This is a genomic window from Streptomyces sp. NPDC100445 (assembly GCF_044759735.1).
Classification (GTDB): domain Bacteria; phylum Actinomycetota; class Actinomycetes; order Streptomycetales; family Streptomycetaceae; genus Streptomyces.
This window is the reverse complement of sequence record NZ_JBIVZV010000005.1, coordinates 112,769-136,968: the sequence shown is the minus strand read 5'-3', so window position 1 is coordinate 136,968 and position 24,200 is coordinate 112,769. Positions and strand designations below refer to the sequence as shown.

Here is a 24,200-nt window from a genome sequence, read left to right as displayed (position 1 = left end):
CCGATGCCCTTCGGAGCCCGCTGGTGTGCGGCACACCGGGCCGACCGGAGCGGTGATCCATGCAGCCGCCCGGCCGCGAACCGGACCCGTCGGGGCGGCTGCCCCACCGAGCCGACCGCCCGACGCCCCGGGCCCGGCGCCCTTCCAAGCCCACTGGTGTGCGGCGCACCGGACCCGACCGGAGCAGTGGCCCGCGAAGCCGGCCGGCCTCCGAGCTGGGCCAGCCGGACCGATCCGGTCGACCGTCGTGCCCTCGACCGGCCGACCCAGTGACCTGCGGGAGGGGTCGAGGACCCCGGCCGCACCGGACCGATGCCCCGGGGAGCCGACGGATCGGGGTCAGTTGCCCGCGCGACCCCAGCCGACACCTCGGCCCCGTAGGCGCGGTGTTCCCTGGGGTCGGGCAGGGGGTCAGGAGAGGTGGGTGGCGAGGTCTCGGAGGAGGGTCACGACTCCTTCCGGGCCGGCCACCACCAGGTCGGCCCGTTCCGCCAACTCGGTGACCTCCGTGCTGCCGCTGCACACCAGGAGGCCGGGGGTGCCGGCGGCGCGGAGTTCGTCGACGGCGGCGAAGGCGGGCAGGTCGCCCAGGTCGTCACCGACGTAGACGACGCAGCCGGCCCGGGTGGCGCGGGCGTGGTCCAGGAGGGCCACGCCCTTGTCCATGCCCGGCGGGCGGAGTTCGAGGACCAGGCGGCCGGGTTCGACGATCAGGCCGTGCCGGGTGGCGAGGCCGGCGAGCGGGCCGCGCAGGGCGTCGAACGCGGCCTGCGGGTCGGCGGCGCGGCGGGTGTGCACCGCGAGCGCCCGGCCCTTCTCCTCGATCCACGTGCCCTGCCCGGCGCCGGCGCGCTCCAGCAGGCCGGGCAGTTCGGCGCGGGCGGCGGCCACGCCCGGGTGCGGGGGCGGCGCGGTGACCGTGCCGGTGGCCGCCTCCCAGCGTTCGGCGCCGTAGTGGCCGAGAACGGTGAGGTGCTCCAGGCCGGGGACGTCCGCGAAGCCGCCGTAGCGGACCGCCACCTCGGGCGGCCGGCCGGTGATCACGGCGACGGAGGCCACCTCGGGGGCGAGCGCGGCCAGCGCGGGCACGGCCCCGGGGTGGGCGCGGGCCTGTTCGGGGTCGGCGACGATCGGGGCCAGGGTGCCGTCGAAGTCCAGGCCGATCACGGCGTCACGGGGCCGGGCGAGCAGCGCGGCGAGCCCGTCCCGGCCGGCCTGGGTGGTCGGGAGCGGCAGCGGGTGCAGGGAGTCCGTCGTGTGGGTGCCCATACCGCGACCCTATCCACGGAAGGCCCGTCCACTCCTCAGCGTTCGGCGCGCCGCGTCCGCCGGATCCGGCGCAGCCGGTTGACGGTGACCGGATCGTGGGCCAGGGCACGGGCGTCGTCCAGCAGGGCGTTGAGGAGTTGGTAGTACCGGACGGGGGACAGGTCGAGTTCCTCGCGGATCGCCCGTTCCTTCGCGCCGGGGCCGGGGAACGCCCGGCGCTCCAGCGCGAGGATGGCCTTCTCGCGGCTGCCGAGTTCCATGGCGACCACGGTAGCGCCGGGCACGGACAGCCCGGCTAGCCGGCGGTGCCGCTGTCGGCGGCCGTGGCCGCGGACTGGATGCGGGTCAGGACGCCGGAGGCACTGCCGCCGGGGGCGACGGCCTGCCCGATGTCCTGCTTCACGGCCGCGCTGACCGACGCCCAGGAGGTCTTGCCGACGGGGTACAGCTCCGACGTGGGCAGCTGGTCCAGGAAGGGCCGCAGGACCTTGTCGGAGGCCTTGCCGGAGGTGCTCATGGCGGTGGAGGCGGAGCCGGTGACCGGCAGCAGCCCGTAGGTGCGGGAGAAGGCGAGGACGTTCTTCTGGTTGTAGACGAAGTCCAGGAAGTCGCCGATCTGGTCGGCGTGGCCGTTCTGCCGGAAGCCCATCATCCAGTCGGCGACGCCCATGGAGGCGCGCGCCTTGCCGGTTCGGCCCGGCATCGGCACCGTGCCGAACTTCACGCCCTTGCGGGCGGCCTGCTGGATCAGGGTGGGGTGGCCGTTGAGCATGCCGACCTGGCCGTCGGCGAAGGCGGCGAAGGCGGCGGCGCGGTTGAGCTTGCCGGGGGCGACGGGGCCGGTCAGGTCCTTGGAGACCAGTTCGTCCTTGAGCCAGGCGAAGGTCTGCATGTTCTGGGCGGAGTCGATGGTGTAGGTGCCGACGTCGTCGGTGTAACCGCTGCCGCCGCTGAGCAGCCACTGCATGGTCTCGGCCTGGGCCTCCTCGGGGCCGAGCGGCAGCGCGTACGGGTACTTCACGCCCTTGGCCTTCAGGGCGCGGGCGTCGGCGGCCAGCTCGTCCCAGGTGGTCGGCGGGGTGATGCCGGCCTGGGCGAAGAGGGTCTTGTTGTAGAAGAGCACCCGGGTGGAGGCGGCGAACGGGATGCCGTACTGGGTGTGCTTCCACTCGCCGGCGTCGGAGAGCTGGGAGAGGAGGTCGGCCTGGGTGCGGATGGAGAGCAGGTCGGAGACCTGGTAGAGCTTGCCGGCCGCGGCGTAGTCGGCGTAGGCGCCGATCTGGGCGAGGTCGGGGGCGTGGCCGGCGTCGACCATCTCCTTGACCTTGCGGTCGACGTCGTTCCAGGAGTAGACGCTGACCTCGACCTTCACGCCGGAGTGGTGCGCCTCGTACTCCTTTGCCAGGTCGTCCCAGTACTTCTTGGAGCTGTTGGCGGCGGAGTCGCCGTAGTCGGCGGCGACGAGTCTGAGTGTCACGTCGGAGGAGCCCGTGCTCCCGCAGCCGCCGAGAACCGCCGTCATGCCCAGTGCGGACACCACCGCGATCGTTCCTGCCGTACGCCGACGCACCCTCAAGACCCCAACCCTGCCGTCTGACTGTTCGATATGTGGACGGTTAAGGTCTACACCACGTGAGTGGACTAGACCTTTCTTGGGTGGGAGGGTCACACTAGGGCCCGTGGTGAGACATGTCATCGCCCTCGACGTGGGCGGTACCGGAATGAAGGCCGCCCTCGTCGGCGACGACGGCGCGCTGCTGCACCGCGCCCGGCGCGCCACCGGCCGCGAGCGCGGCCCCGACGCGGTGATCGAGGACATCCTCGCCTTCGCCGCCGAGCTGCGCGCGCACGGCGCCGAGCAGCTCGGCGAACCGGCCGCGGCGGCCGGCATCGCCGTTCCCGGCATCGTCGACGAGGTGCGGGGCACCGCCGTCTACTCCGCCAACCTCGGCTGGAAGGACGTCCCCCTGCGGGCCCTGCTCGCCGACCGGCTCGGGATGCCCGTCGCCCTCGGCCACGACGTGCGCACCGGCGGACTCGCGGAGGGCCGGATCGGCGCGGGCCGGGGCGCGGACCGGTTCCTGTTCGTGCCGCTCGGCACCGGGATCGCCGGCGCCATCGGCATCGACGGCCGGGTGGAGGCCGGCGCGGACGGCTTCGCCGGGGAGATCGGCCACATCCGGGTACGCCCCGGGGGCGTGGCCTGCCCCTGCGGCCAGTACGGCTGCCTGGAGCGGTACGCCTCCGCCTCCGCCGTCAGCGCCGCGTGGGCCGCCGCCAGCGGCGACCCGGCCGCGGACGCCGCGGACTGCGCCCGGGCCGTCGCGTCCGGTGACCCGAACGCCGTCCGAATCTGGCAGGAGGCGGTGGACGCGCTCGCCGACGGCCTGGTCACCGCGCTCACCCTGCTGAACCCCCGCACCATGATCATCGGTGGCGGGCTCGCCGAGGCGGGGGAAGTGTTGTTCCCAGCACTGCGGGACGCCGTCCGGCAACGCGTCACCTTCCAGAAACTGCCCACCATCGTCCCCGCCGCCCTCGGCGACAGCGCCGGCTGCCTGGGCGCCGGCCTGCTCGCCCGGGATCTGCTGACGACCACCGCCCCCACGACTCCGGAGGTAAGCACCTGATGGCAACCGAGCGGGAGACCCCGGCCCCGGACAGCGCCCCGCCGGGGACGTGGGACGGCGGGGAGCCGCGGCCCGGCCGCGGGGCACGGACCGCCACGGCGGACCCGCTGGTGCTCACCGGCGCGCACGTGGTCCTCCCCACCGGGACCGTGCGCGACGGCCGGCTCGCCGTGGACGGCACCCGCATCGCCGCGACCGCCCCGGCCGGCGCCCGGGTGGTCGACGTCAGCGGCCACTGGCTGGTGCCCGGTTTCGTCGACATCCACAACCACGGCGGCGGCGGTGCCGCGTTCTCCGGCAGCGCCGAGGAGATCCTCACCGCCGTCGACGCCCACCGGCGGCACGGCACCACGACCCTCGTCGCCTCCATGGTCACCGACGAGATGGACCTGCTCGCCCGCCAGGCCGGCCTGCTCAGCGAACTGGCCGAACAGGGCGAGATCGCCGGCATCCACTTCGAGGGTCCGTTCATCTCCCCCTGCCGCAAGGGCGCGCACGCCGAGGAACTGCTGCTCGACCCGGACCCGGCGGACGTGCGCAAGCTGATCGACGCGGCGCGCGGCCGGGCGAAGATGGTCACCCTCGCCGCCGAGCTGCCCGGCGGCGTCGACTCCGTACGGCTGCTCGCCGAGCACGGGGTCATCGCGGCGATCGGCCACACGGACGCCAGCTACGAGCAGACGGTCGAGGCCATCGACGCGGGCGCCACGGTCGCCACCCATCTCTTCAACGCCATGCCCGGCCTGAACCACCGCTCCCCCGGTCCCATCGCCGCCCTCCTGGAGGACGAGCGGGTCACGGTGGAGCTGATCAACGACGGCACCCACCTGCACCCCGCCGCGCTGGAGCTGGCCTTCCGGCACGCCGGCGCGGACCGGGTCGCGTTCATCACGGACGCCATGGACGCGGCCGGCATCGGCGACGGCCGCTACATGCTCGGCCCCATGGAGGTCGAGGTCAGCGACGGCGTGGCCCGGCTGGTGCACGGCGGCTCGATCGCCGGCTCCACCCTCACCCTGGACCGCGCGTTCCGGCGGGCGGTCACCGTCGACCGGCTGCCGGTGGAGGACGCCGTCACCGCCCTGTCCGCCAACCCGGCCCGGCTGCTCGGCCTCTCCGACCGCATCGGCTCCCTGGAACCCGGCAAGGACGCCGACCTGGTCCTGCTGGACGCCGACTTCCGGGTGAAGGGCGTCATGCGCCGGGGCGAATGGGTGGTAGCTCCCCAACTGCCCTGATCCGTACCGCCGTCGGGGAGACGGTCACCGCCCGCGCACTGGGCCGGCAGCCGTCTCTTTGGCATGATCGTGACCCCGGAAACCGATGGCAGGCACAGGCACTTCGAGGGAGGTCGGCCCGGGTGATCCTCACGGTCACACTCAACACCGCACTCGACCTCACCTACCGCGTGCCGTCGCTGCGCCCGCACACCTCGCACCGGGTGTCGGAGGTCGTCGAGCGGCCCGGCGGCAAGGGCGTGAACGTGGCCCGGGTCCTGGCCGCGCTCGGACACGAGGTGACGGTCACCGGGTTCGCGGGCGGCGCCACCGGGCGGGTGCTGCGAGAACGGCTCGCGGACACGCCCGGGCCGGTGGACGCGCTGGTGCCGGTCGCCGGGGCGACCCGGCGCACCGTCGCGATCGTCGACGCGCGGTCCGGGGACACCACCCAGCTCAACGAGCCGGGCCCGCAGATCGCCCCCGCCGAGTGGGGCACCTTCCTGGACCGCTACGAGGAACTGCTGGCCGGCGCGGCGGCGGTGGCGCTGTGCGGCAGCCTGCCGCCGGGGGTGCCGGTGGGGGCGTACGCCACGCTCGTACGGGCGGCGCGCGCCGCGGGTGTGCCCGTCCTGCTGGACACGAGCGGCGAGCCGCTGCGCCGCGGGGTCGCCGCGCGCCCGGACCTCATCAAGCCCAACGCCGACGAACTGGCGGAACTCACCGGTTCCCACGAGCCGTCCCGCGCCACCCAGGACGCCCGCAGACGAGGGGCCCGCGCGGTCGTGGCCTCCCTCGGCGCGGACGGCCTGCTCGCCGTCACCCCCGAGGGCCGCTGGCGCGCCGCCCCGCCCACCCGCGTCCACGGCAACCCCACCGGCGCGGGCGACGCCGCGGTGGCCGGCCTGCTCTCGGGCCTCGTGGAGAACCTCGACTGGCCGACCCGCCTGACCCGAGCGGTCGCCCTGGCCACAGCAACAGTCCACACCCCGACAGCCGGCGACCACGACCCCGCCCTCTACACCGACCTGCTGCACCGGGTGACGGTGACGGGGGAGTCCGGCGCGGCCTGAACGGAGCGGCGTACCCCCGCCGACCGGCTCAGCCCTTGACCCGGCCCTTCTTGATCCACATCCGGTCGATCAGGACGTTGCACTTGTCACCGGGCTGGCAGGAGACGGCGATGGTGTTGGAGCCCTTCTGGAGATCCGGCCAGACGTAGGACTTGGTCCAGCCCTTGTCGAAGGCCCCGTCGGCGGCGCTGCGCCAGTTCCTCAGGCCCAGCTTGCTGCCGAACGGCTTGCCGTTGACGGTGACCGACATCGACTGGTCCTCGCCGGTGGCGCTGTAGTTGACGACGAGGGTGTACGGGCCGTCCTCGGGGATGTCGTTGACCGTCCAGGTCACCGAGGCGCCGACCTGGTTCAGCCCGCCCACGTAGCTGCCGTCCGCGGACCGCGCCCCGGTGACGTCCGAGGCGCCGGTGGCACCGCCGGCCAGCTGGAGGCTCTTGTCGGCGCCGTCCACCTTCGGCAGTTCGCCGGCTGCCGGGGTGCCGCTGCCCGAGGGGCTCGGGGAAGTGCTCTGGGACCGGGTCGGGGCGGGGCCCGACTGGTCGGTGGACTTGTTGTCGTCCGTGTGGCCGTTGATCATCGCGATGCCGATGCCGATGACGACCGCGGCGACCACCGCGACCGCGCCGATCAGCAGGCCCTTGGTGTTCGGGCCGCGGCGGCCGGAGGCGGGCGGCGCGGCGGACCGGCCGACCGGGGCGCCGCCGGGCAGCGTCTCCGGAGCCTGGTAGTGCGCGCTCGGCTGACCGTGGGGAGCCTGCTGCGGGGCGCCCTGCCCGTACCCGGCCTGCGGCTGGCCGTAGGTGCGCTCGCCGACCGCGCGGACCCTGCTGACCGAGTTCGGATAGCCGTAACCGCCGCCCGAGGGCGGCTGGGCTCCCCGGGCCTGGCCGTCTGCGTACAGGTAGCCGAACGGGTCGTCGTCCTCGGGCGGGCTCGCGCCGTTGTCGCCGGGCGTCATCCCTGGGGTACTCCTCAACAGGTGCGGGCGGATGCGGTAGGGGTGTGGAATGGCGAGCCTACCCGCTCTGACTCGCCCGAACGGGTGACCCGGACCGCATCAACTCGCTGACCTGCGCCTCACCCGGCGCGGCGATGCTGTTTGGGACGAGATCGTTTCTCTACGTACATCCGCTCGTCAGCGGATTTCAGCACCTCGTCCGCCGTCATCCCGCAGTGCGCCCAGCCGATGCCGAAGCTGGCGCCCACCCGGACCGCCCGGCCCTCGGCGCGGATCGGCTGGATGATCTCGTTGCGCAGCCGTACGGCGAGGTCCTGGGCGTCGGCCCGGCCGAGGCCGTCGGCGAGGATGACGAACTCGTCGCCGCCGAGCCGGGCGACCGTGTCGCCGTCGCGGACGCCGTTGCTCAGCCGCCGGGCCACCTCGATGAGGACGGCGTCGCCCGCGTTGTGCCCGAAGCGGTCGTTGATCGACTTGAAGCCGTCGAGGTCGCAGAAGAGGACGGCGAGACCCTTGGTGCCGTCGTCGCGGCCCTCCTCGGGGGCGGCGGTGTGCACATGGTGGTCGTAGGCGTCGTACGCCTCCGTGCCCGGCGCGAAGTCGAAGCCGTGGCCGGCGGGGGCGTCGAACGCGGGGTGGCCGTAGGCCGCGTCCAGGGATTCCAGTGCGCCGGCCTGCGCCGGCCGCCGACAGAGCCGGGACGCCAGGCGCGACCGCAGCTCGGCGGAGTTGGGCAGGCCGGTCAGCGAGTCGTGGGAGGCGCGGTGGGCGAGCTGGAGCTCGCGGCGCTTGCGTTCCTCTATGTCCTCGACGTGGCTGAGCAGGAAGCGGGGGCCGTCGGCGGCGTCCGCGACGACGCTGTTGCGCAGGGACACCCACACGTAGGTGCCGTCGCGCCGGCCGAGCCGCAGCTCCGCCCGGCCGCCCTCGGCGGAGGTGCGCAGCAGGGTGCCGATGTCCTCGGGGTGGACGAGGTCGGCGAAGGAGTAGCGCCGCATCGCGGAGGCGGGCCGGCCGAGCAGCCGGCACAGGGCGTCGTTGGTGCGCAGGATGCGGCCGTGCTGGTCGCCGCCCATCTCGGCGATGGCCATGCCCGAGGGGGCGTACTCGAAGGCCTGCCGGAAGGACTCCTCGCTGGCGCGCAGGGCCTGCTGCTCGCGCTCCAGGCGGACCAGGGCGCGCTGCATGTTGGCCCGCAGGCGCGCGTTGCTGATCGCGATGGCGGCCTGGAAGGCGTACATCTGGAGCGCCTCGCGGCCCCAGGCGCCGGGGCGGCGGCCGTTGCGCGGACGGTCGACGGATATGACCCCGAGCAGTTCGCCGGAGGCCTCGCCCTGCACGCCCGGGGTGTACATGGGCGCGAAGAGCCGGTCGGAGGGATGCCACTCGTCCTCGAAGCGCGGCGCGGGCCCGTCGGTGTACCACTGAGGGACGTCGTCGTCGTCGAGGACCCAGCCCTCGGTGTGCGGTATGAAGACGAGGTCGCCCCAGCGTTCGCCCATTGCCAGCCGCCGGTCCCAGGAGTCGCGGGAGCCGGCCCGGCCGGTGATCAGCGCCTCGGCGGCGGAGTTCCCGGAGAAGGCGGCGACGACCAGGTCGCCGTCGGGGCGTACGAGGTTGACGGCCGCCATCTCGTATCCCAGGGCGCCCACGACACCGTCCGCGACGGTCTGCAACGTGTCCGCCAGGCTGCGTGCCGTGTTCATGTCGGCCATGACCTGGTGCAGCTGTCGCAGGGACGCAAGGCGGACGTACGGCTCCGACTCGGTCTCCATGCTCGCCCTCCCCCCGAGACCTCGCGGCGAATCAAGGGTTTGTCTTCGGCGCTTCCTTACGGTGGCTCTCGCGTTGACTTCGACGTGTACTCGTTACGGCTCCCCGCCACTGAATCACAGCGCGCTGCCCACTCGGTACACAGTGTCAACAATTACCGTCTCCTGTGACTCAAGTCACAGCAGAACGTGAACAATTGAGTGGAGTTTCTGCGTTTCTCCCTCGCCATTTCAGTACAGGGAGTGCACGGCCGTGCACCCATGATGCACGATTCGTGCACGCGCCGTGTACGCGGCATGCACGGCCGGTGCGCGCGCCGCTGCGCCGCTGGTCCTAGGACCCGGCTCGGGCGGAGGGCCGATGCGCGCGGGGCGGCGCGGACACTAGCGTTTCCGGCGTGCTGAAGATCCCCTCCCCCATCACCCCCCTGCCTCCCGGGCATGCTGAGGGGGTGAGCAACGACGAGTTCCGGGCCGCGATGTCCCGGCTGGCCGCGGGCGTGGTGCTGGTCACCGCGCAGGAACCGCCGCTCGACCCCGACGACCCCGGCGCGCCGGGCGCGGAGGACGTCGGCATGACCGCGACCGCCTTCATGTCGGTCTCCCTCGACCCGCCGCTGGTCCTGGTCGGCCTGCGCGAGGGCTCCCGCATGGACGACCTGCTCGCCGAGCAGCCGCTGTGGGGCGTGTCCGTCCTCGCCGAGAGCCAGCGGCACATCGCGAGCCGCTTCGCCATGAAGGGCCGCATCAGCGACCGGCTGCTCTTCGCGGACATCCCCCACGTCCGCGGCGAGGCCACCGGTGCCCCGCTGGCCGGCGGCGCGCTGGCCACCCTGGAGTGCCGTACCGAGCAGCGGGTGGCGGCCGGGGACCACACCCTGGTCGTCGGCCGGGTGCTCACCGCGCGGATGCCGCCCGCGGAAGGCGGTCCGCTGCTGTACTTCCGCGGCGGATACCGGCAACTGGACTGAACCCGGTATTCTCCGCCGCCCCGCCGCCGTTACCGAATTCGACGGCCCGCGGCCCGGGGAAAAGGGAATGCCCGCGGTGCCGGTGCGACGGCCCACCCCTGAGAAGTGGCACGGAAAAACTCCGCGGCCGCCGCCGGTATCCGCTCCGCCCCTGTCACGGGAATGCCGGTCAGCCCCAGTCGCGGCCCGTGCGTCCGCGTTTGGTCTGGGCGCGCTGCTTCTTCTCCCGCAGCCGGCGCTCGTTGATGCCGCGCGGGATGCGCGTCGGCCGGCGGGGCTTGGGCGGCGGGGCGGTGGCCTCCGCGAGGAGCGCGGCCAGGCGTACGGCGGCGGCCTCGCGGTTGCGCCACTGGGAGCGGTGCTCGGAGGCCCGTACCGACAGCACCCCGTCGACGAGGCGGCCGGCGAGCCGCTGGAGCGCCCGCTCCTTCCACACCGGCGGGAGCGCCTCGGTGGCGGCGAGGTCGAAGCGCAGCTCCACCTGCGAGTCGCTGGTGTTGACGTGCTGTCCGCCGGGCCCGGAGGACCTGGAGAAACGCCACGTCAGCTCGGCCTCGGGGAGCGAGACCGAGCCGCGGATGAGGTAGGGCCCGGACATGTATGCCATGTTCCCGGTCCGGAGGGGTGCACGTCACCTGGATTTCCGGTTCGGTAAAAAAGGTAAAGGCATCCGGAACCACCGGGACCCCCCTCGACGTTGTCCGGGGTGACGGTAGCTTCGTCGGCACAGATGTGCACGTATGCACGGGTATCTAGGAAGGGACTCCCAACATGGCTGTAAGCCTCTCCAAGGGTGGCAACGTCTCGCTGACCAAGGAGGCTCCGGGCCTGACCGCCGTCACCGTGGGCCTCGGCTGGGACGTCCGCACCACCACCGGCACGGACTTCGACCTGGACGCCTCGGCGATCGCGGTCAACGCGGAGGGCAAGGTCTACTCGGACGCCCACTTCGTCTTCTTCAACAACAAGCAGACCCCGGACAGCTCCATCGTCCACACCGGTGACAACCGCACCGGTGAGGGCGCCGGCGACGACGAGGCGATCAACGTCAACCTGGCCGCGCTCCCGGCCGACATCGACAAGATCGTCTTCCCGGTCTCCATCTACGACGCCGAGAACCGCGGCCAGAACTTCGGCCAGGTCCGCAACGCCTACATCCGCATCGTCAACCAGGCCGGCGGCGCCGAGATCGCGCGCTACGACCTGTCGGAGGACGCGGCGACCGAGACGGCGATGGTCTTCGGCGAGCTGTACCGCAACGGCGCGGAGTGGAAGTTCCGCGCGGTGGGCCAGGGTTACGCCTCGGGTCTGGTCGGCATCGCCCAGGACTTCGGCGTCAACGTCTGATCCGTGCTCACCGCGTCCCCGCCGGCAGGCCGGGACGTGGGACCGGCGGGTGCCCGCCCCGGGCGCCCGCCGCCGCTCCCGCGCGGGTCAGGCGTGGCGCGGTCTGCCGTCGCCGTACAGCCAGTCCTTCCAGATCTCGTGGAAGTCCTTGTCCGGGGCCTTCTTCTCCACATACGCGGTGAACTGGGCGGTGCTGGCGGTGCCGTGGCGGTGCGCGGCGGCCCAGCCCTGCACGATGTCGTAGAAGGTGTCGTCGCCGGTCGTGCGGCGGATCTTCTCCAGGACCATCGCGCCGCGCTGGTAGACGGGGCTGTCGGAGATGTGCGCGGCGCTGGACGGCCTCGCCGGCGGGAAGGCCCAGATCTCCTCGTGGTCCCCGTCGTAGAACCGCCGGAACGTCTCCCGGGTGCTGGGGCCGCCGTGGTCCTCCTTGTAGAGCCACTCCGCGTAGGTGGCGAAGCCCTCGTTGAGCCACATGTCCCGCCAGGACGCCGGGGTGACCGAGTCGCCGTACCACTGGTGGGCGAGTTCGTGCACGAGGGTGGAGGTGTCGGGGGCACCGGGGAAGACGGGGCGCGTCTGGGTCTCCAGGGCGTATCCGGCGTCGTCCGGCCGGTCGATGATCACGCCGGTGGAGGAGAAGGGGTACGGCCCGAAGTTGGTCTCCTCCCACTTGATGACGCCACGGATCGCGGAAAGCGCCTTGGCGCTCGCGCCGGCCTGCGTGGGGTCGACCGCGGTGAGGATCGGCAGGCCGTGCGGCCCCGTGCTGCGCGCGATGTCGTAGTGGCCGACGGCGACGGTGGCGAGGTAGCTCGCCATGGGCTGGGCGGTGTGCCAGTGGTAGGCCGTACGGCCGCCCTTGGTCCTGCGCTCCGTCAGCTCGCCGTTGGAGACCGCCTGGAGACCGCTCGGCACGGTGACGGTGATGTCGTACGTCGCCTTGTCGGACGGGTGGTGGTTGCCCGGGAACCACGCCATGGAGCCGACCGGTTCGCCGAGGGCGAGGGCGCCGTCGGCGGTCGGCAGCCAGCCCTCCCGGGAGCCGTCGGGGTCGGTGAGGGTGCGCGGGGTGCCCGAGTAGCGCACGGTGGTGCGGAAGGTCTCGCCGTCGCTGAGACCGGCGTGCGGGCGGACGGTGAGCTCCTGGCCGCGGCGGCTCCAGCGGGCGGCCCGGCCCTCGACGGTGACCGAGTCGACGCGCAGCCCGGCCAGGTCCAGGTCGAACGCGGACAGGTCCTGGGTGGCGCGGGCCGTGATGACCGCCGTGCCGGTGAGACGGCGGCCGGCCGGGGTGTAGTCCAGCGTGAGGGCGTAGTGGCCGACGTCGTAGCCGCCGTTGCCCGCCTTGGGGAAGTACGGGTCGTGCAGGCCGGGTCCGCCCGCGGTGTCCTGTGCCCCGCCGTCGCACGCGGTGCCGGTGACGGCGAGGAGCAGGAGGGCGGCGGCGGCCGGGACAAGGCGCGCGGATCTGGACATGTCACTGATCCTAGGCGTCCGCCGTCCGGACGGGACCGGCCCGGTTCCCGGGCGCACCGGGGGCGGGGCCCGCCCGGCCGCCGTGACACCATCTCCTCTCGTGCTCGACATCGGATACGCCCTCTCCAACCGGTTCCCGGACCCGCCGCAGACCGACTACCGCCGTGCGGACGTCCACGCGCTGCGGCACGACCTGTTCTGCGGGGACGTGTACCTCGCGGACACCGTGACGGACCGGGAGCTGTCCACGGCCTGGGGATGGGTGCCGGTCCTGGACTTCGCGTGGGCGCTGTGCGACATCGTGGAGCGGCTGGACCGGGACCCGATGGGCTCGCGCGCCGCCCGCCCGCAGCGGGCCGAACTGGACTTCACCGAGTCCAGCGACGCACTGCTGTTCGAGCGCCGCTTCGGCTGGGTGGAGATCAGCTCCGACTGGCAGCCGGCCGAGGAGTCCCCGCTGACCTTCTCCCACACCGAACTCCGGCGCGAGGCCCGTGACTTCCTGCACGACCTGCTCGCCGACCTGACCGACCTCCACGAGGACCTGGCGGAGAACCCGGCGGTCTGGACGCTCCAGGCCCGCTTCCCCCGGGTGCCGTGACTCAGCCCTCCACCCGGATCCCCAGCCCCGCCGCGAGCGCCGGGGCCAGGTCCAGGAGCTGACCGGGGCTGATGACCGCCCCGGAAAGGCGCTCCAGGCCCCGGGCCACGTCCAGCGGGGCGGCACCGCGCAGGTCCACGTCGGTGAGGGTGGCCCCGCCGAAGTCGGCGCCCCGCAGCGCGCAGCCGGGGAACTCCACCCGCTCCAGCCGGGCGCCCGCGAAGTCCGGCTCGACCAGGACGCAGGACTCGAAGACGACGTCCTTCAGGCAGGCCTCCCGCAGGTTCAGGTAGTCGATCTTGCCGCCCCGGATCACCACCCGCTCCAGGACCGCGCCGTGCAGCTGGGTGCCGCCCAGGCGCGGATCGATCAGCTCCACGTCGCGGAACGTGGCCTCGGCGAGCTGCGTGCCGACACCGCGCAGCCCGGTCAGCACCGAGTCGAGCACGCGGGCCCGGCCCAGCGCCGTGCCGTCCACCGCGCAGCCCGTCAGCGCGCAGTCCATGAACCGGGCGCCCATGCCGTCCTGGCCGGACAGGTCCAGCTCCCGCAACTCCAGCCCGTCGTAGTCGCCGTCGGGCGCCAGCTCGGGGCCGGCCCACGGCTCCAGGGCCGGCAGCCGCACCTCCGGCCGCCGCGCGCCCCGTACCCCGGCGCGCCCCGCCGGTCCGCCACCCGTCGCTCGTCTCACCATCCCCCCATGCTGCACCCCGCCACCGACAACGGTCCCCGCCCCACCCGGATGCGGCACGTCCCGAACCGTGGTGTCCTGGCCAGATGAGTGACGGCCGAACGGGCGAGCCCTCGACGGCGCCGGTCACCCCGGCGGGCGGAGCCGATCCGCACCGCTGGTGGGGGCTGGTCGTCATCGCCCTCGCGCAGCTCATGGTCGTCCTCGACGCGACGATCGTGAACATCGCGCTGCCCTCCGCCCAGCACGCCCTGCACATGTCCGACGGCAACCGGCAGTGGGTCATCACCGCCTACACCCTCGCCTTCGGCGGGCTGCTCCTGCTCGGCGGCCGGATCGCCGACCTCGTCGGCCGCAAACGAAGCTTCGTCATCGGGCTCGTCGGCTTCGCCGCCGCCTCCGCGCTCGGCGGCGCGGCCACCAGCTCGGGCATGCTCTTCGGCGCCCGCGCGCTCCAGGGCGCCTTCGCCGCCCTCCTGGCCCCCTCCGCGCTGTCCCTGCTGACCACGACCTTCACCGACCCGCGCGAACGCGGCAAGGCGTTCGGCATCTACGGCGCCCTCGCCGGCAGCGGCTCGGCGATCGGGTTCATCGTCGGCGGACTGCTCACGGAGTACCTGAACTGGCGCTGGTGCCTGTACGTGAACGTCCCCATCGCGGTCGTCGCCGTGCTCGGCGCCCTCGCCCTGCTCCACGACCACCCCGGCCACACCGGCGTCCGCCTCGACGTGCCCGGGGCCGTCCTCGGGTGCGGCGGACTGGTGGCGGTCGTCTACGGCTTCAGCGAGGCCGAGCCGCGCGGCTGGACCGACCCGCTGGTCCTCGCCCTGTTCGCGGTCGGCGTCCTCCTGCTCGTCGCGTTCGTCCGGTGGCAGACCCGGGCGCCCAGCCCGCTGCTGCCGCTGCACATCGTCCGGGACCGCGACCGCGCCGGCTGCTTCCTCACCATGATGCTCGCGGTGATCGGCATGTTCGGGCTGTTCCTGTTCATGACGTACTACCTCCAGGACGTCCTCGCCTACTCGCCCGTCCGGGCGGGGCTGGCCTTCCTGCCGCTGACCGCCGCCATCATCACCGGGTCCACCCAGATCTCCGCCCGGCTGCTGCACCGCGTGGCGCCCCGCCTGCTGATGGTGCCGGGCATGCTGCTGGCCGCCGCCGGCCTGCTGCTCCTGACCCGGATGACCGTCCACTCCACCTACACCGGGGAGATCCTCCCCGCCCTGCTGCTGCTGGGCCTCGGCATGGGCCTGACCTTCATGCCGGTGTTCGCCACCGCCACCGCGGGCGTCGCGCCCCGCGACGCCGGGGTCACCTCGGCGACCGTCAACACCTCGCAGCAGGTCGGCGGCTCCATCGGCACGGCGCTGCTCAACACCGTCGCCACCACCAGCGGCGCCGCCTACGTCACCGCGCACCTGCGAGGCCCCGCGGACCGGGCCACCGTCGTCCCGGCGGGCGTGGTGCACGGCTACACCGTCGCCATCGGGTGGGCGGCCGGGGTGATGCTGCTGGCGGCCCTGGTGGCCGCCCTCATGGTGACCGCGAAGGCGCCGGGGCGGGGGGCGCCGGCCGACGCGCCGGTGGCGGAGCCGGTGCCCTGACCGGCCCGGCCGGCGGCGCGGCTCAGTCCCGGGACCCGGCGAGCCCGGCCAGCGCCCCGTCGGTGAGCCGGTACACCGTCCACTGGTCCTGCGGGCGCGCGCCGAGCGCCTCGTAGAAGCCGATCGCGGGCCGGTTCCAGTTCAGCACCGCCCACTCCAGCCGCTCGTAACCGCGCTCCACGCAGATGCGCGCCAGCTCGGCCAGCAGCGCCCGGCCGTGCCCTCCGCCGCGCGCGGAGGGACGCACGTACAGGTCCTCCAGGTAGATGCCGTGCACCCCGCGCCACGTGGAGAAGTTCAGGAACCACAGCGCGAACCCGACCGGCTCGCCGCTGACGTCGTCCACGGCCAGGTGCGCGAAGGCGGCCGGCCGCTCCCCGAACAGCGCCTGGCGCAACTGCTCCGCGTCGGCCCGCACCTCCGCCAGCGACTTCTCGTATTCGGCCAGTTCACGGACGAGGGCGTGGATGACGGGGACGTCGGCGGGGGTCGCGGCACGAATCATGGGGGGAGGTTAACCGGCCGGTCCCCCGGGTCTCAGTGCCGTCCCGCCACCCGGTCCGCCACCTTGGCCAGGCGGGAGGAGGCCAGGCCGGGGCGCAGGCGTTCGCGCCGGTCGGCGGCCCGGTAGGTGGCGTACATGCCCTGGACACCGAGCCAGCGGAAGGGTTCCGGTTCCCACCTGCGGACCTTGTGGTTCACCCAGGGCAGCTCCGTCAGCTCGGTGCGGCCGCCCTGGCCGGAGTCCCGCTGCACCAGGTCGCGCAGGGTGCGGGCGGCCAGGTTGGCGGTGGCGACACCGGAGCCGACGTAGCCGCCCGCCCAGCCCAGCCCGGTGGAGCGGTCCAGGGTGACCGTGGCGCACCAGTCGCGCGGCACGCCCAGCACCCCCGACCAGGCGTGCGTCACCCGCGTGCCCGCGAGGGAGGGGAAGAAGCGGGTGAGGATCTCCCGCAGGGCCTCGACGGTGGCCGCCTGGGTGCGGCCGTCGTTGTCGGTGCGCGACCCGAAGCGGTACGGCACCCCGCGCCCGCCGAGCGCGATCCGGCCGTCGGCGGTGCGCTGGGCGTACATGTAGGCGTGGGCCATGTCGCCGAGGGTCTCCCGACCGTCCCAGCCGATCGCCGCCCACTGCTCCTCCGCCAGCGGCTCGGTGGCGATCATGGACGAGTTCATCGGGAGCCAGGTCCGCCGCTGGCCCTTGAGGGAGGCCGTGAAGCCCTCGGTGCAGCGCAGCACGTAGGGGGCGCGGACGGTGCCGTACGGGGTCACGGCGTGCTTGGGCCGGATCTCCGTCACCGGTGTCGACTCGTGGATGGTCACGCCGAGCCCCTCGACCACGGCGGCGAGCCCCTTGGCGAGCTTCACCGGGTGCAGCCGGGCCCCGTGCGGCGTCCAGGCCGAGCCGACCGCGTCCGCGACCCGGATCCGCTCGGCCGTCTCCCGGGCGCCGTACAGCTCCCGGTCCGTCTCGCCGAACGCCAGCTCATGCTCGTGGAGGGCCCGCAGCCGCGCCAGCTGGGCCGGGGTGGTCGCCACCTCCAGCACCCCGCCCCGGTGCACGTCGGCCTCGATGCCCTCCGCCCCGGCCACCGCGACGACCTCGGCCACGGTGTGGTTCATCGCCTGCTGGAGGCGCACGGCGGCCTCCCGGCCGTGCAGCTTCGCGTACCGGTCGCGGCCCGCGACGCCGTTGTAGAGCCAGCCGCCGTTGCGGCCGGAGGCGCCGTAGCCGCAGAACTTCTGCTCCAGGACGGTGATCCGCAGGAAGGGCGCCGCCTTCTTCAGGTAGTACGCCGTCCACAGGCCCGTGTACCCGCCGCCCACGATGACGACGTCCGCGGAGGCGTCCTGGGACAGCGGCTCCCGTACCGCCGGAAGACCGTCGTCCGCGTACCAGAAGGAGATGCCACCGTTCACGACACTGCTCGCCGAGCTGCTCATGGCCGGGACGTTAACCCTTGAGCCCGGCCGGTGTCTCCTTCGGATTCCATGCTTTTCCCCGGCCCCTGACCAGCGGATAGCAGGCCAGCCCGATCAGCGCCGCCACGAAATGGCCGAAGTCGGTGAAGGTCGGACCGGCCGCCAGCGGCAGCCCGAACACGGCCAGCACGGCCAGCAGGTAGCCGTACCGCCAGGGCACCGCGATCCGGTACGCGAGCACCGCGATCACCCCTGCCAGCGCGTAACTGACCCCGATGTCGAGGGTGTCGACCGCCGCCGGCGGGGCCAGGCCCTCCCGGATCGCCCTGAGCAGCACCCCCTCGCTGACCAGCGAGGCCAGGACGTGCGCGAGCACGCAGACCGCCAGCCAGCGCACCGTCCCCAGCCACCGCTCGGCCGGCGCGTGGAACACCGTGTACAGGAAGGCGTACGGCACCCAGCGGCCGCCCTCGATCCACAGCGCGCTCACCACCAGCACCCGCACCGGGCTGCGCGACAGCTCGTGCAGGTTGGTCGACCGGTGCCGCAGGAAGCGGTCCTCGAAGTCCGGCGGCATGTGGTGCAGGACGACCGTCGTGACGAAGAGGACCGCCAGCCACACGTACGTGCCGGGAGCACTGCGGACATACGCCCGCACCCCGCGCACAGCCCGCCGAGATCGCATGCACCGATTCAGCCACGCCGGCGCCGCCCGGCCCGTGATCGACATCCCCGGCGTTCCCCCGCCGCACCCCCGGCCGGACATGAAAAAGGCCCAGGTGGGAGGGGCCCCGCCTGGGCCGGTGGAGCCCCCTGTCGGATTCGAACCGACGACCTACGCATTACAAGTGCGTTGCTCTGGCCGGACTGAGCTAAGGAGGCCTGACGCGCGCGCGTGGCGCCGCCGTGCCAGTGCAGTGTACCCAGGTCCCGCAGCGGCTCCGGGAGGAATTTTCCCGAAGTTCACAGGGGCCCGGGTACTGACAGAGCGAGTGAACGCCAGGTACCGTCTCGATCCGGTTCACTCACGTGGACTACACCAACCACCTTCCTACAACGGATCGTCCGGCACGTTCCTGCCGGTAGAAGGGGTCCATTCACCATGGCCACTGTCACGTTCGACAAGGCGACCCGGATCTACCCGGGTTCCACCAAGCCCGCCGTCGACTCGCTGGAGATCGCGATCGAGGACGGCGAGTTCCTCGTCCTGGTCGGCCCGTCGGGCTGCGGGAAGTCCACCTCCCTGCGCATGCTCGCGGGCCTGGAGGACGTCAACGGCGGCGCCATCCGCATCGGCGACCGCGACGTCACGCACCTGCCGCCCAAGGACCGGGACATCGCCATGGTGTTCCAGAACTACGCGCTGTACCCGCACATGACCGTCGCCGACAACATGGGCTTCGCGCTCAAGATCGCCGGCGTCAACAAGGCGGAGATCCGGCAGAAGGTCGAGGAGGCCGCGAAGATCCTCGACCTGAGCGAGTACCTGGACCGCAAGCCGAAGGCGCTCTCCGGCGGTCAGCGCCAGCGTGTCGCCATGGGCCGCGCCATCGTGCGTGAGCCGCAGGTGTTCCTCATGGACGAGCCGCTGTCCAACCTGGACGCCAAGCTCCGCGTCTCCACCCGCACCCAGATCGCCTCGCTCCAGCGCCGCCTGGGCATCACCACCGTGTACGTCACCCACGACCAGGTCGAGGCCATGACGATGGGCGACCGCGTGGCGGTCCTCAAGGACGGTCTGCTCCAGCAGGTCGACTCGCCGCGCAACATGTACGACAAGCCTGCGAACCTCTTCGTCGCCGGCTTCATCGGCTCCCCCGCCATGAACCTGGTCGAGGTGCCGATCACCGACGGCGGCGTGAAGTTCGGCAACAGCGTCGTCCCCGTCAACCGGGACGCGCTCAAGGCCGCCGCCGACAAGGGTGACCGCACGGTGACCGTCGGCGTCCGTCCCGAGCACTTCGACGTGGTCGAGCTGGGCGGCGGTGCCGCCACGGCCCTGACGAAGGACAGCGCGGACGCGCCGGCCGGTCTGGCCGTCTCCGTGAACGTCGTCGAGGAGCTGGGCGCCGACGGCTACGTCTACGGCTCCGCCGAGGTCGGCGGCGACGTGAAGGACCTGGTGGTCCGCGTCAACGGGCGCCAGGTGCCGGAGAAGGGCGCCACGCTGCACGTCGTGCCGCGGCCGGGCGAGATCCACGTGTTCTCCACCTCCACCGGTGAGCGGCTGACCGACTGACGTCCACCACGTTCGGCAGGGGCCCCGCGCGCACCGCGTGCGGGGCCCCTGCCGTGCCGCGGGGTGGTCGCCCGGGTGGGCGGCGTCAACCCGTTACCCCGAAAGCGGCGCCGTCTCATCCCCCATAAGGGTGACGGATTGTCGCCGTGTCGCTACCTGCCGCTACCCTCACACGCGTGAAGCACTCCACCACCCCACAGACGCGACGCGGCCACCGGGGCGGCCCTGCCCGCCGGATCGGCCGCACACTCGCCCTCGTCCTGCCCGTCTTCCTGGTGCTCTCCGGGACCCTCGCGGTCACCCGGGTCAACTGGACGGGGAGCCCCTCCAGTTCGGTGCTGGCCGCCTCCGACGTCTCGACGGCCGCGGTCCCCGTCCGGAAGGCCGCCGCCCGGGCGCCGCAGGACGTGCTCCGCGACCACCTGATGACCGAACTCCAGGACAAGAACCCCGGAGTCGTCCTCACCCACCTCCAGCAGGCCGTCAACGGCCATCCGAGGCTGGCCCGGCACTGCTCCTCCATCGCCCGCGCCCTCGGCCGCGCCGCGGTGGGCATCTACGGCGCCTCACGTGCCCAGTCGTACGCCCGCCCGGTCTGCGACACGGCCTTCGCCTCCGGCGTCCTGGCCGCGCACAGCTGAGTACCGGCGGGCACCGGGCAACGACTCCCCGCGAGCGTGTTGCCGCCCGCACCCGGCGGTGGGGCGCCACGTACAGTGCCGTCATGACCCATCCGAGCGCCGCGTCGCGCCCCACTCAAGCCGTGGTCCTGGCCGGTGGCCAGGGCTCCCGGCTGCGCCCGTACACCGACGACCGGCCCAAGCCGATGGTCGAGATCCCCGGCACGGGGACGCCGATCATCGGCCATCAGCTCACCTGGCTCGCCGAGGAAGGCGTCACGGACGTCGTCGTCTCGTGCGGCCATCTCGCCGACGTCCTGGAGAAGTGGCTGGACTCGGCCGACCTCCCGGTCTCCGTGACCACCGTGGTGGAGAGCGAGCCGCTCGGCCGCGGCGGCGGCCTGCGCTACGCGGCCGCGCGCCTCCCCCACCCCGAACGGCCCTGGTACGCCACCAACGGCGACATCTGGACGCGGTTCTCGCTGCGCGACATGGCCGACTTCCACACGGAGCGGGACGCGGTGGCCACGCTGGCCCTGGCCCGTCCGCGCATCCCCTGGGGTGCCGTGAAGACCGACGGCTTCGGGCACATCACCGACTTCATCGAGGCCCCGCCGTCGACGTTCGAGATCAACGCGGGCGTGTACGTCTTCTCGCCCGAGTTCTCCGCGCTGCTGCCCGAGCGCGGCGACCACGAGCGGACGACGTTCCCCCGGCTGGCCCGGGAGAAGCGGCTCGCCGGGTTCACGATCCCGCACGGCGCCTACTGGCGGGCGATCGACACCGCCAAGGACCTGACCGAGGCCGCCAAGGAGCTCGCGGCGCTGGGACGCTGAGCCGGGTCCGGACGGCACCACCGAAGCACCGCAACCGGCCGACCGCATGGCGAAGGGCCCCGTACCGTCCTCGGTACGGGGCCCTTCGCGTGTCGTCGTGCGTCAGCCCAGCAGGCCGCCCACCAGGCCCGGCTTGCCGCCCGACGTCGTGCTGCCGCCCGAGCCGGTCGTGCCGCCGGTGGAGGTGGTGCCGCCGGTCGAGGTGGTGCCGCCCGTCCCGCCGGTGCTGGTCGGGCCCACCGTCGTGCTGGGGGCGCCGCCGCCCGTGGGCGGGACGCGGCGGGGTGCGACCTGGCCGGTGGTGCCCTGCGTCTGGCTGGGCGTCGTGGTGGTGGCGCCGGTGCCGCGGCCGCTCGCCCCGGGGGGTGTGGCCGTTCCCGAGGGGACCGCGCCGGCCGTGGCGCCGCCGGTGGGCGTGGCGGAGGCCGTCGGGGCCTTGCGGTGCCGTTCGCCGGGCTCCTGCGGGAGCGGGGAGCCGGGGAGCTGGTTGCGGGGGGCCTCTCCGGGGCCGGGGACGACCACGCGGCTGGAGTCGCGGACCGCGCCGCCGAGCAGGGAGCCGACGAGGAGGGTGAGGCCGATGCTGACGGCCGTGAGGACGGCGCCGCGCCGCAGGACGTAACGGCGCAGCTCCCAGATGTCGGCGCGGGGGCCGAGCCGGCGCCAGGCGCTGCCCGCGAGGCGGCCGTCGACGGAGTAGACGGGCGCGCCGGCGATGATCAGCGGGGACCAGGCGGCGAGGTAGATGATGTCCGGCGCGTCGTAGGCGGGGACCGTCTTCCAGCTGACCGTGACGAGCAGGGCGGCGGAGAGCAGGGCGCCGACGACGGCGGCCACGCGCTGCCAGCAGCCCAGGACGGTCAGGACACCGACGACGACCTGGAGGAAGGCGATGACCAGGCCGGAGCCGACGGGGTGGTGCAGGGCCGCCTGGCGCAGGGGTTCGGCGACGGCCCAGGGGTGCAGGGTGTTGAGCCAGGTGACCATGGAGCCGCGCTTGCCGCCGTCGAAGTAGACGGGGTCGCAGAGCTTGCCCATGCCGGCGTAGAGCGAGATGAAGCCGAGGAAGATGCGCAGCGGGAGCAGGACGACGCCGAGGTTGAGTCGGCGGCCCGGGTAGTAGGCGTGCCGGGCCGGGTCGTCGCCGTGACGCTTGCCCGGGCGCGGGGTGTCGGCGTCCGTGCCGGTGCCGGTGTCCGCCGGGTACCCGTCGTACGGGTCGTACGGGTCGTGGCCGGTGTCGGGGTGGGTCTGCTCGTCGTAGGCACCGGTCACGGTGCGCATGTGCGGCAGGAGGCGGGTGCCGTCGGCCTCGGCGGCGGTGCGCTGGTGGCCGACGACGGGCGTCTCGACGGTCTGGTCCAGGGTGTCGTACGTGTCGGCGTACCCGGTCTGGACGCGCGGGATGACCCGGGTGGCGCCGGCCGCGGACTCCTCGGTGTGGCGGACGCTGCTGCCCCGCACGGCCTGGAGGAGGCGGTGGGCGCCGGTGTCGTCGGGCGCGGACCGGCCGCTCCACACGACGGGGCGGCGGCGGCCCGCCGTGCCCACGACGGGCATCCGGGACGCGTCCTGACCGGCGCTCAGATGCCGGGCGATCCGCGGGGACCGGCTGCGTTTCGCCGACGCGCCCAGCTGCACGCGGAAGCTGGCGTGAGCGACGATGACCTGCGCCGGATCGCTCGGCACCTTCACCATGCTCAGCGCGGGAACGTCGTCGAAGCCCGACGAGCGGTCCCCCGTGGGTGTGCGGGGTGTTCTGGTGTCCACACTCATCTAACCGAGTGATGTCGCGTTAGGACACTGCCTTGACCGCCCGGATGTGTCCGGACCCCGTCAAGGCGGGCCGTCGGGCGGCACGGGCGCCGTAATCCCCCCGCGGGGGCGAGCCGCCGGACGGGCGTTCGATCCCCGCTCCCGTCCGGGGCCCCGTCGGGACGGGCTGTCAGGCGCGCCTGCGGGCCGCCTCGTGGAGCACGATCCCGGCGGCCACACCGGCGTTGAGGGACTCGGCGCCGCCGGGCATCGCGATGCGCACCCGGTGGTCGCAGGTCTCGCCGACCAGGCGCGACAGGCCCTTGCCCTCGCTGCCGACGACGATGACGACCGGGCCGCCCAGGGCCGTCAGGTCGCCGAGTTCCACCTCGCCGTCCGCGGCCAGGCCGATCACCGTCACGCCGTCCTTCTTGTACGACTCGAGGGTGCGGGTCAGGTTGGTGGCGCGGGCGACCGGGGTGCGCGCGGCGGTGCCCGCGGAGGTCTTCCAGGCGCCGGCGGTCATACCGGCCGAGCGGCGCTCCGGGACGATCACGCCGTGGCCGCCGAAGGCGGAGGCGGAGCGGACGACCGCGCCGAGGTTGCGGGGGTCGGTGACCCCGTCGAGGGCGACGACGAGCGGGTCCTCGCCGTTGTCGGCGGCGGCGGCGAGCAGGTCGTCCGGGTGCGCGTACTCGTACGGCGGGACCTGGAGGACCAGGCCCTGGTGGTTCAGGCCGTTGGTCATGCGGTCCAGCTCGGCCCGCGGGGCCTCCATCAGGTTGATGTTGCCGCGCTCGGTGGCGAGCTGGAGGGCCTCGCGGACGCGCTCGTCGTTGTCGATGAACTGCTGGACGTAGAGCGTGTTGGCGGGCACGCCCTCGCGGAGGGCCTCGTAGACCGGGTTGCGGCCGACGACCAGCTCGGAGGTGGACCTCCCGCCGCGGCCCCGCATCGTGGGGCGGCGCACGGCCTGCTTGGCCTTGGCGTTGGCGACGCGGTTCTTCTTGTGGCCCTTGCGCATCTCGGCGGGCGGGGTCGGACCCCGGCCCTCCAGGCCCTTGCGCCGCTGGCCGCCACTGCCGACCTGCGCGCCCTTCTTGCCGGACATGCGACGGTTGTTCGCGGCCATGATCTACCTGTTCTCTACGGAAGTGTGTGTACGTCTTCGGGTGTGCCGCCCGGGCGGGCCGGGCGGCACGGTCCGGTCGG

At 73.4% G+C, this 24,200-nt stretch carries 23 protein-coding genes and 1 tRNA gene; 10 read left to right on the top strand and 14 right to left on the bottom strand.

The window, feature by feature from the left end:
* Positions 1–411 precede the first annotated feature (411 nt).
* Genes otsB through ACIQVT_RS14735 form a run of 3 tightly spaced genes read right to left on the bottom strand, consistent with a single transcriptional unit; the run spans position 412 to position 2,809 of the window.
* On the bottom strand, positions 412–1,269 hold the full coding sequence (gene otsB / locus ACIQVT_RS14745) for a trehalose-phosphatase (protein WP_403752119.1): 858 nt from the start codon (positions 1,267–1,269) through the stop codon (positions 412–414).
* A 35-nt stretch (positions 1,270–1,304) separates the two neighbouring features.
* A complete protein-coding gene (locus tag ACIQVT_RS14740) occupies positions 1,305–1,529 on the bottom strand; it encodes a DUF3263 domain-containing protein (protein ID WP_361987279.1) in 225 nt (74 codons plus the stop codon).
* 35 nt (positions 1,530–1,564) lie between these two features.
* The gene (locus tag ACIQVT_RS14735; protein ID WP_403752116.1) at positions 1,565–2,809 is read right to left on the bottom strand and encodes an extracellular solute-binding protein; all 1,245 of its coding nucleotides are present in this window, start codon (positions 2,807–2,809) and stop codon (positions 1,565–1,567) included.
* 142 nt (positions 2,810–2,951) lie between these two features.
* Here ACIQVT_RS14735 and ACIQVT_RS14730 point away from each other — a divergent pair, with 142 nt between their 5' ends.
* The 3 genes from ACIQVT_RS14730 to ACIQVT_RS14720 all read left to right on the top strand — a co-directional run bounded on the left by ACIQVT_RS14730 (position 2,952) and on the right by ACIQVT_RS14720 (position 6,189).
* Positions 2,952–3,899, top strand: a complete 948-nt coding sequence (locus ACIQVT_RS14730; RefSeq protein ID WP_403752977.1) for an ROK family protein — start codon at positions 2,952–2,954, stop codon at positions 3,897–3,899.
* A 110-nt stretch (positions 3,900–4,009) separates the two neighbouring features.
* Positions 4,010–5,137 carry an N-acetylglucosamine-6-phosphate deacetylase gene (nagA, locus tag ACIQVT_RS14725; protein WP_403752974.1) on the top strand — a complete coding sequence of 376 codons (1,128 nt, stop codon included), beginning with the start codon at positions 4,010–4,012 and terminating at the stop codon, positions 5,135–5,137.
* Between the two features lie 122 nt (positions 5,138–5,259).
* The gene (locus tag ACIQVT_RS14720) at positions 5,260–6,189 is read left to right on the top strand and encodes a 1-phosphofructokinase family hexose kinase (RefSeq protein WP_403752113.1); all 930 of its coding nucleotides are present in this window, start codon (positions 5,260–5,262) and stop codon (positions 6,187–6,189) included.
* A 28-nt stretch (positions 6,190–6,217) separates the two neighbouring features.
* Here ACIQVT_RS14720 and ACIQVT_RS14715 read toward each other — a convergent pair whose 3' ends face one another.
* Positions 6,218–7,150, bottom strand: coding sequence for a carbohydrate-binding protein (locus tag ACIQVT_RS14715; protein ID WP_403752110.1), 933 nt, complete (start codon positions 7,148–7,150; stop codon positions 6,218–6,220).
* Positions 7,151–7,269: 119 nt separating this feature from the next.
* Positions 7,270–8,925 carry a diguanylate cyclase CdgB gene (cdgB, locus tag ACIQVT_RS14710; protein WP_403752107.1) on the bottom strand — a complete coding sequence of 552 codons (1,656 nt, stop codon included), beginning with the start codon at positions 8,923–8,925 and terminating at the stop codon, positions 7,270–7,272.
* Positions 8,926–9,374: 449 nt separating this feature from the next.
* Between cdgB and ACIQVT_RS14705 the strand changes: the two genes are divergently transcribed.
* Entirely contained in the window at positions 9,375–9,893 is a 519-nt protein-coding gene (locus ACIQVT_RS14705) for a flavin reductase family protein (RefSeq protein ID WP_403752104.1), read from the top strand.
* Positions 9,894–10,062: 169 nt separating this feature from the next.
* Here the strand turns inward: ACIQVT_RS14705 and arfB are convergent, their stop codons facing one another.
* Positions 10,063–10,500: an alternative ribosome rescue aminoacyl-tRNA hydrolase ArfB gene (arfB, locus tag ACIQVT_RS14700; protein WP_403752101.1), complete on the bottom strand. Its 438-nt coding sequence runs from the start codon at positions 10,498–10,500 to the stop codon at positions 10,063–10,065.
* 164 nt (positions 10,501–10,664) lie between these two features.
* On the opposite strand from arfB, the gene ACIQVT_RS14695 reads away from it, so the two are divergent.
* Complete coding sequence (locus ACIQVT_RS14695) at positions 10,665–11,240, top strand: TerD family protein (protein WP_403752098.1); 576 nt, start codon at positions 10,665–10,667, stop codon at positions 11,238–11,240.
* Positions 11,241–11,327: 87 nt separating this feature from the next.
* Here ACIQVT_RS14695 and ACIQVT_RS14690 read toward each other — a convergent pair whose 3' ends face one another.
* The gene (locus ACIQVT_RS14690) at positions 11,328–12,719 is read right to left on the bottom strand and encodes a M1 family metallopeptidase (RefSeq protein ID WP_403752095.1); all 1,392 of its coding nucleotides are present in this window, start codon (positions 12,717–12,719) and stop codon (positions 11,328–11,330) included.
* 100 nt (positions 12,720–12,819) lie between these two features.
* Here ACIQVT_RS14690 and ACIQVT_RS14685 point away from each other — a divergent pair, with 100 nt between their 5' ends.
* Positions 12,820–13,320, top strand: a complete 501-nt coding sequence (locus ACIQVT_RS14685) for a hypothetical protein (protein ID WP_403752093.1) — start codon at positions 12,820–12,822, stop codon at positions 13,318–13,320.
* A 1-nt stretch (position 13,321) separates the two neighbouring features.
* On the opposite strand, the gene ACIQVT_RS14680 is transcribed toward ACIQVT_RS14685, so the two are convergent.
* Positions 13,322–14,014 carry a pentapeptide repeat-containing protein gene (locus tag ACIQVT_RS14680; RefSeq protein WP_403752090.1) on the bottom strand — a complete coding sequence of 231 codons (693 nt, stop codon included), beginning with the start codon at positions 14,012–14,014 and terminating at the stop codon, positions 13,322–13,324.
* An 83-nt stretch (positions 14,015–14,097) separates the two neighbouring features.
* On the opposite strand from ACIQVT_RS14680, the gene ACIQVT_RS14675 reads away from it, so the two are divergent.
* The gene (locus tag ACIQVT_RS14675) at positions 14,098–15,615 is read left to right on the top strand and encodes an MFS transporter (RefSeq protein ID WP_403752087.1); all 1,518 of its coding nucleotides are present in this window, start codon (positions 14,098–14,100) and stop codon (positions 15,613–15,615) included.
* Between the two features lie 22 nt (positions 15,616–15,637).
* Here the strand turns inward: ACIQVT_RS14675 and ACIQVT_RS14670 are convergent, their stop codons facing one another.
* From ACIQVT_RS14670 to ACIQVT_RS14655, 4 genes are all read right to left on the bottom strand, one after another.
* Positions 15,638–16,120 carry a GNAT family N-acetyltransferase gene (locus ACIQVT_RS14670; RefSeq protein WP_403752084.1) on the bottom strand — a complete coding sequence of 161 codons (483 nt, stop codon included), beginning with the start codon at positions 16,118–16,120 and terminating at the stop codon, positions 15,638–15,640.
* Positions 16,121–16,152: 32 nt separating this feature from the next.
* A complete protein-coding gene (locus ACIQVT_RS14665; protein WP_403752081.1) occupies positions 16,153–17,559 on the bottom strand; it encodes an NAD(P)/FAD-dependent oxidoreductase in 1,407 nt (468 codons plus the stop codon).
* A 10-nt stretch (positions 17,560–17,569) separates the two neighbouring features.
* Positions 17,570–18,223 (bottom strand): rhomboid-like protein, encoded by a 654-nt coding sequence (locus ACIQVT_RS14660; RefSeq protein ID WP_403752078.1) that lies wholly within the window; start codon positions 18,221–18,223, stop codon positions 17,570–17,572.
* A 119-nt stretch (positions 18,224–18,342) separates the two neighbouring features.
* Positions 18,343–18,420: transfer RNA gene (locus ACIQVT_RS14655), tRNA-Thr, on the bottom strand.
* Positions 18,421–18,640: 220 nt separating this feature from the next.
* Here ACIQVT_RS14655 and ACIQVT_RS14650 point away from each other — a divergent pair.
* The 3 genes from ACIQVT_RS14650 to ACIQVT_RS14640 all read left to right on the top strand — a co-directional run bounded on the left by ACIQVT_RS14650 (position 18,641) and on the right by ACIQVT_RS14640 (position 21,233).
* Complete coding sequence (locus ACIQVT_RS14650; protein WP_403752075.1) at positions 18,641–19,777, top strand: ABC transporter ATP-binding protein; 1,137 nt, start codon at positions 18,641–18,643, stop codon at positions 19,775–19,777.
* Positions 19,778–19,953: 176 nt separating this feature from the next.
* Positions 19,954–20,418 (top strand): hypothetical protein, encoded by a 465-nt coding sequence (locus tag ACIQVT_RS14645; RefSeq protein ID WP_403752072.1) that lies wholly within the window; start codon positions 19,954–19,956, stop codon positions 20,416–20,418.
* A gap of 83 nt (positions 20,419–20,501) precedes the next feature.
* Positions 20,502–21,233: an NDP-sugar synthase gene (locus ACIQVT_RS14640; RefSeq protein WP_403752069.1), complete on the top strand. Its 732-nt coding sequence runs from the start codon at positions 20,502–20,504 to the stop codon at positions 21,231–21,233.
* A gap of 102 nt (positions 21,234–21,335) precedes the next feature.
* On the opposite strand, the gene ACIQVT_RS14635 is transcribed toward ACIQVT_RS14640, so the two are convergent.
* Entirely contained in the window at positions 21,336–23,009 is a 1,674-nt protein-coding gene (locus tag ACIQVT_RS14635; protein WP_403752066.1) for a DoxX family membrane protein, read from the bottom strand.
* 169 nt (positions 23,010–23,178) lie between these two features.
* A complete protein-coding gene (gene rlmB / locus ACIQVT_RS14630) occupies positions 23,179–24,120 on the bottom strand; it encodes a 23S rRNA (guanosine(2251)-2'-O)-methyltransferase RlmB (RefSeq protein ID WP_403752063.1) in 942 nt (313 codons plus the stop codon).
* Between the last annotated feature and the right edge of the window lie 80 nt (positions 24,121–24,200).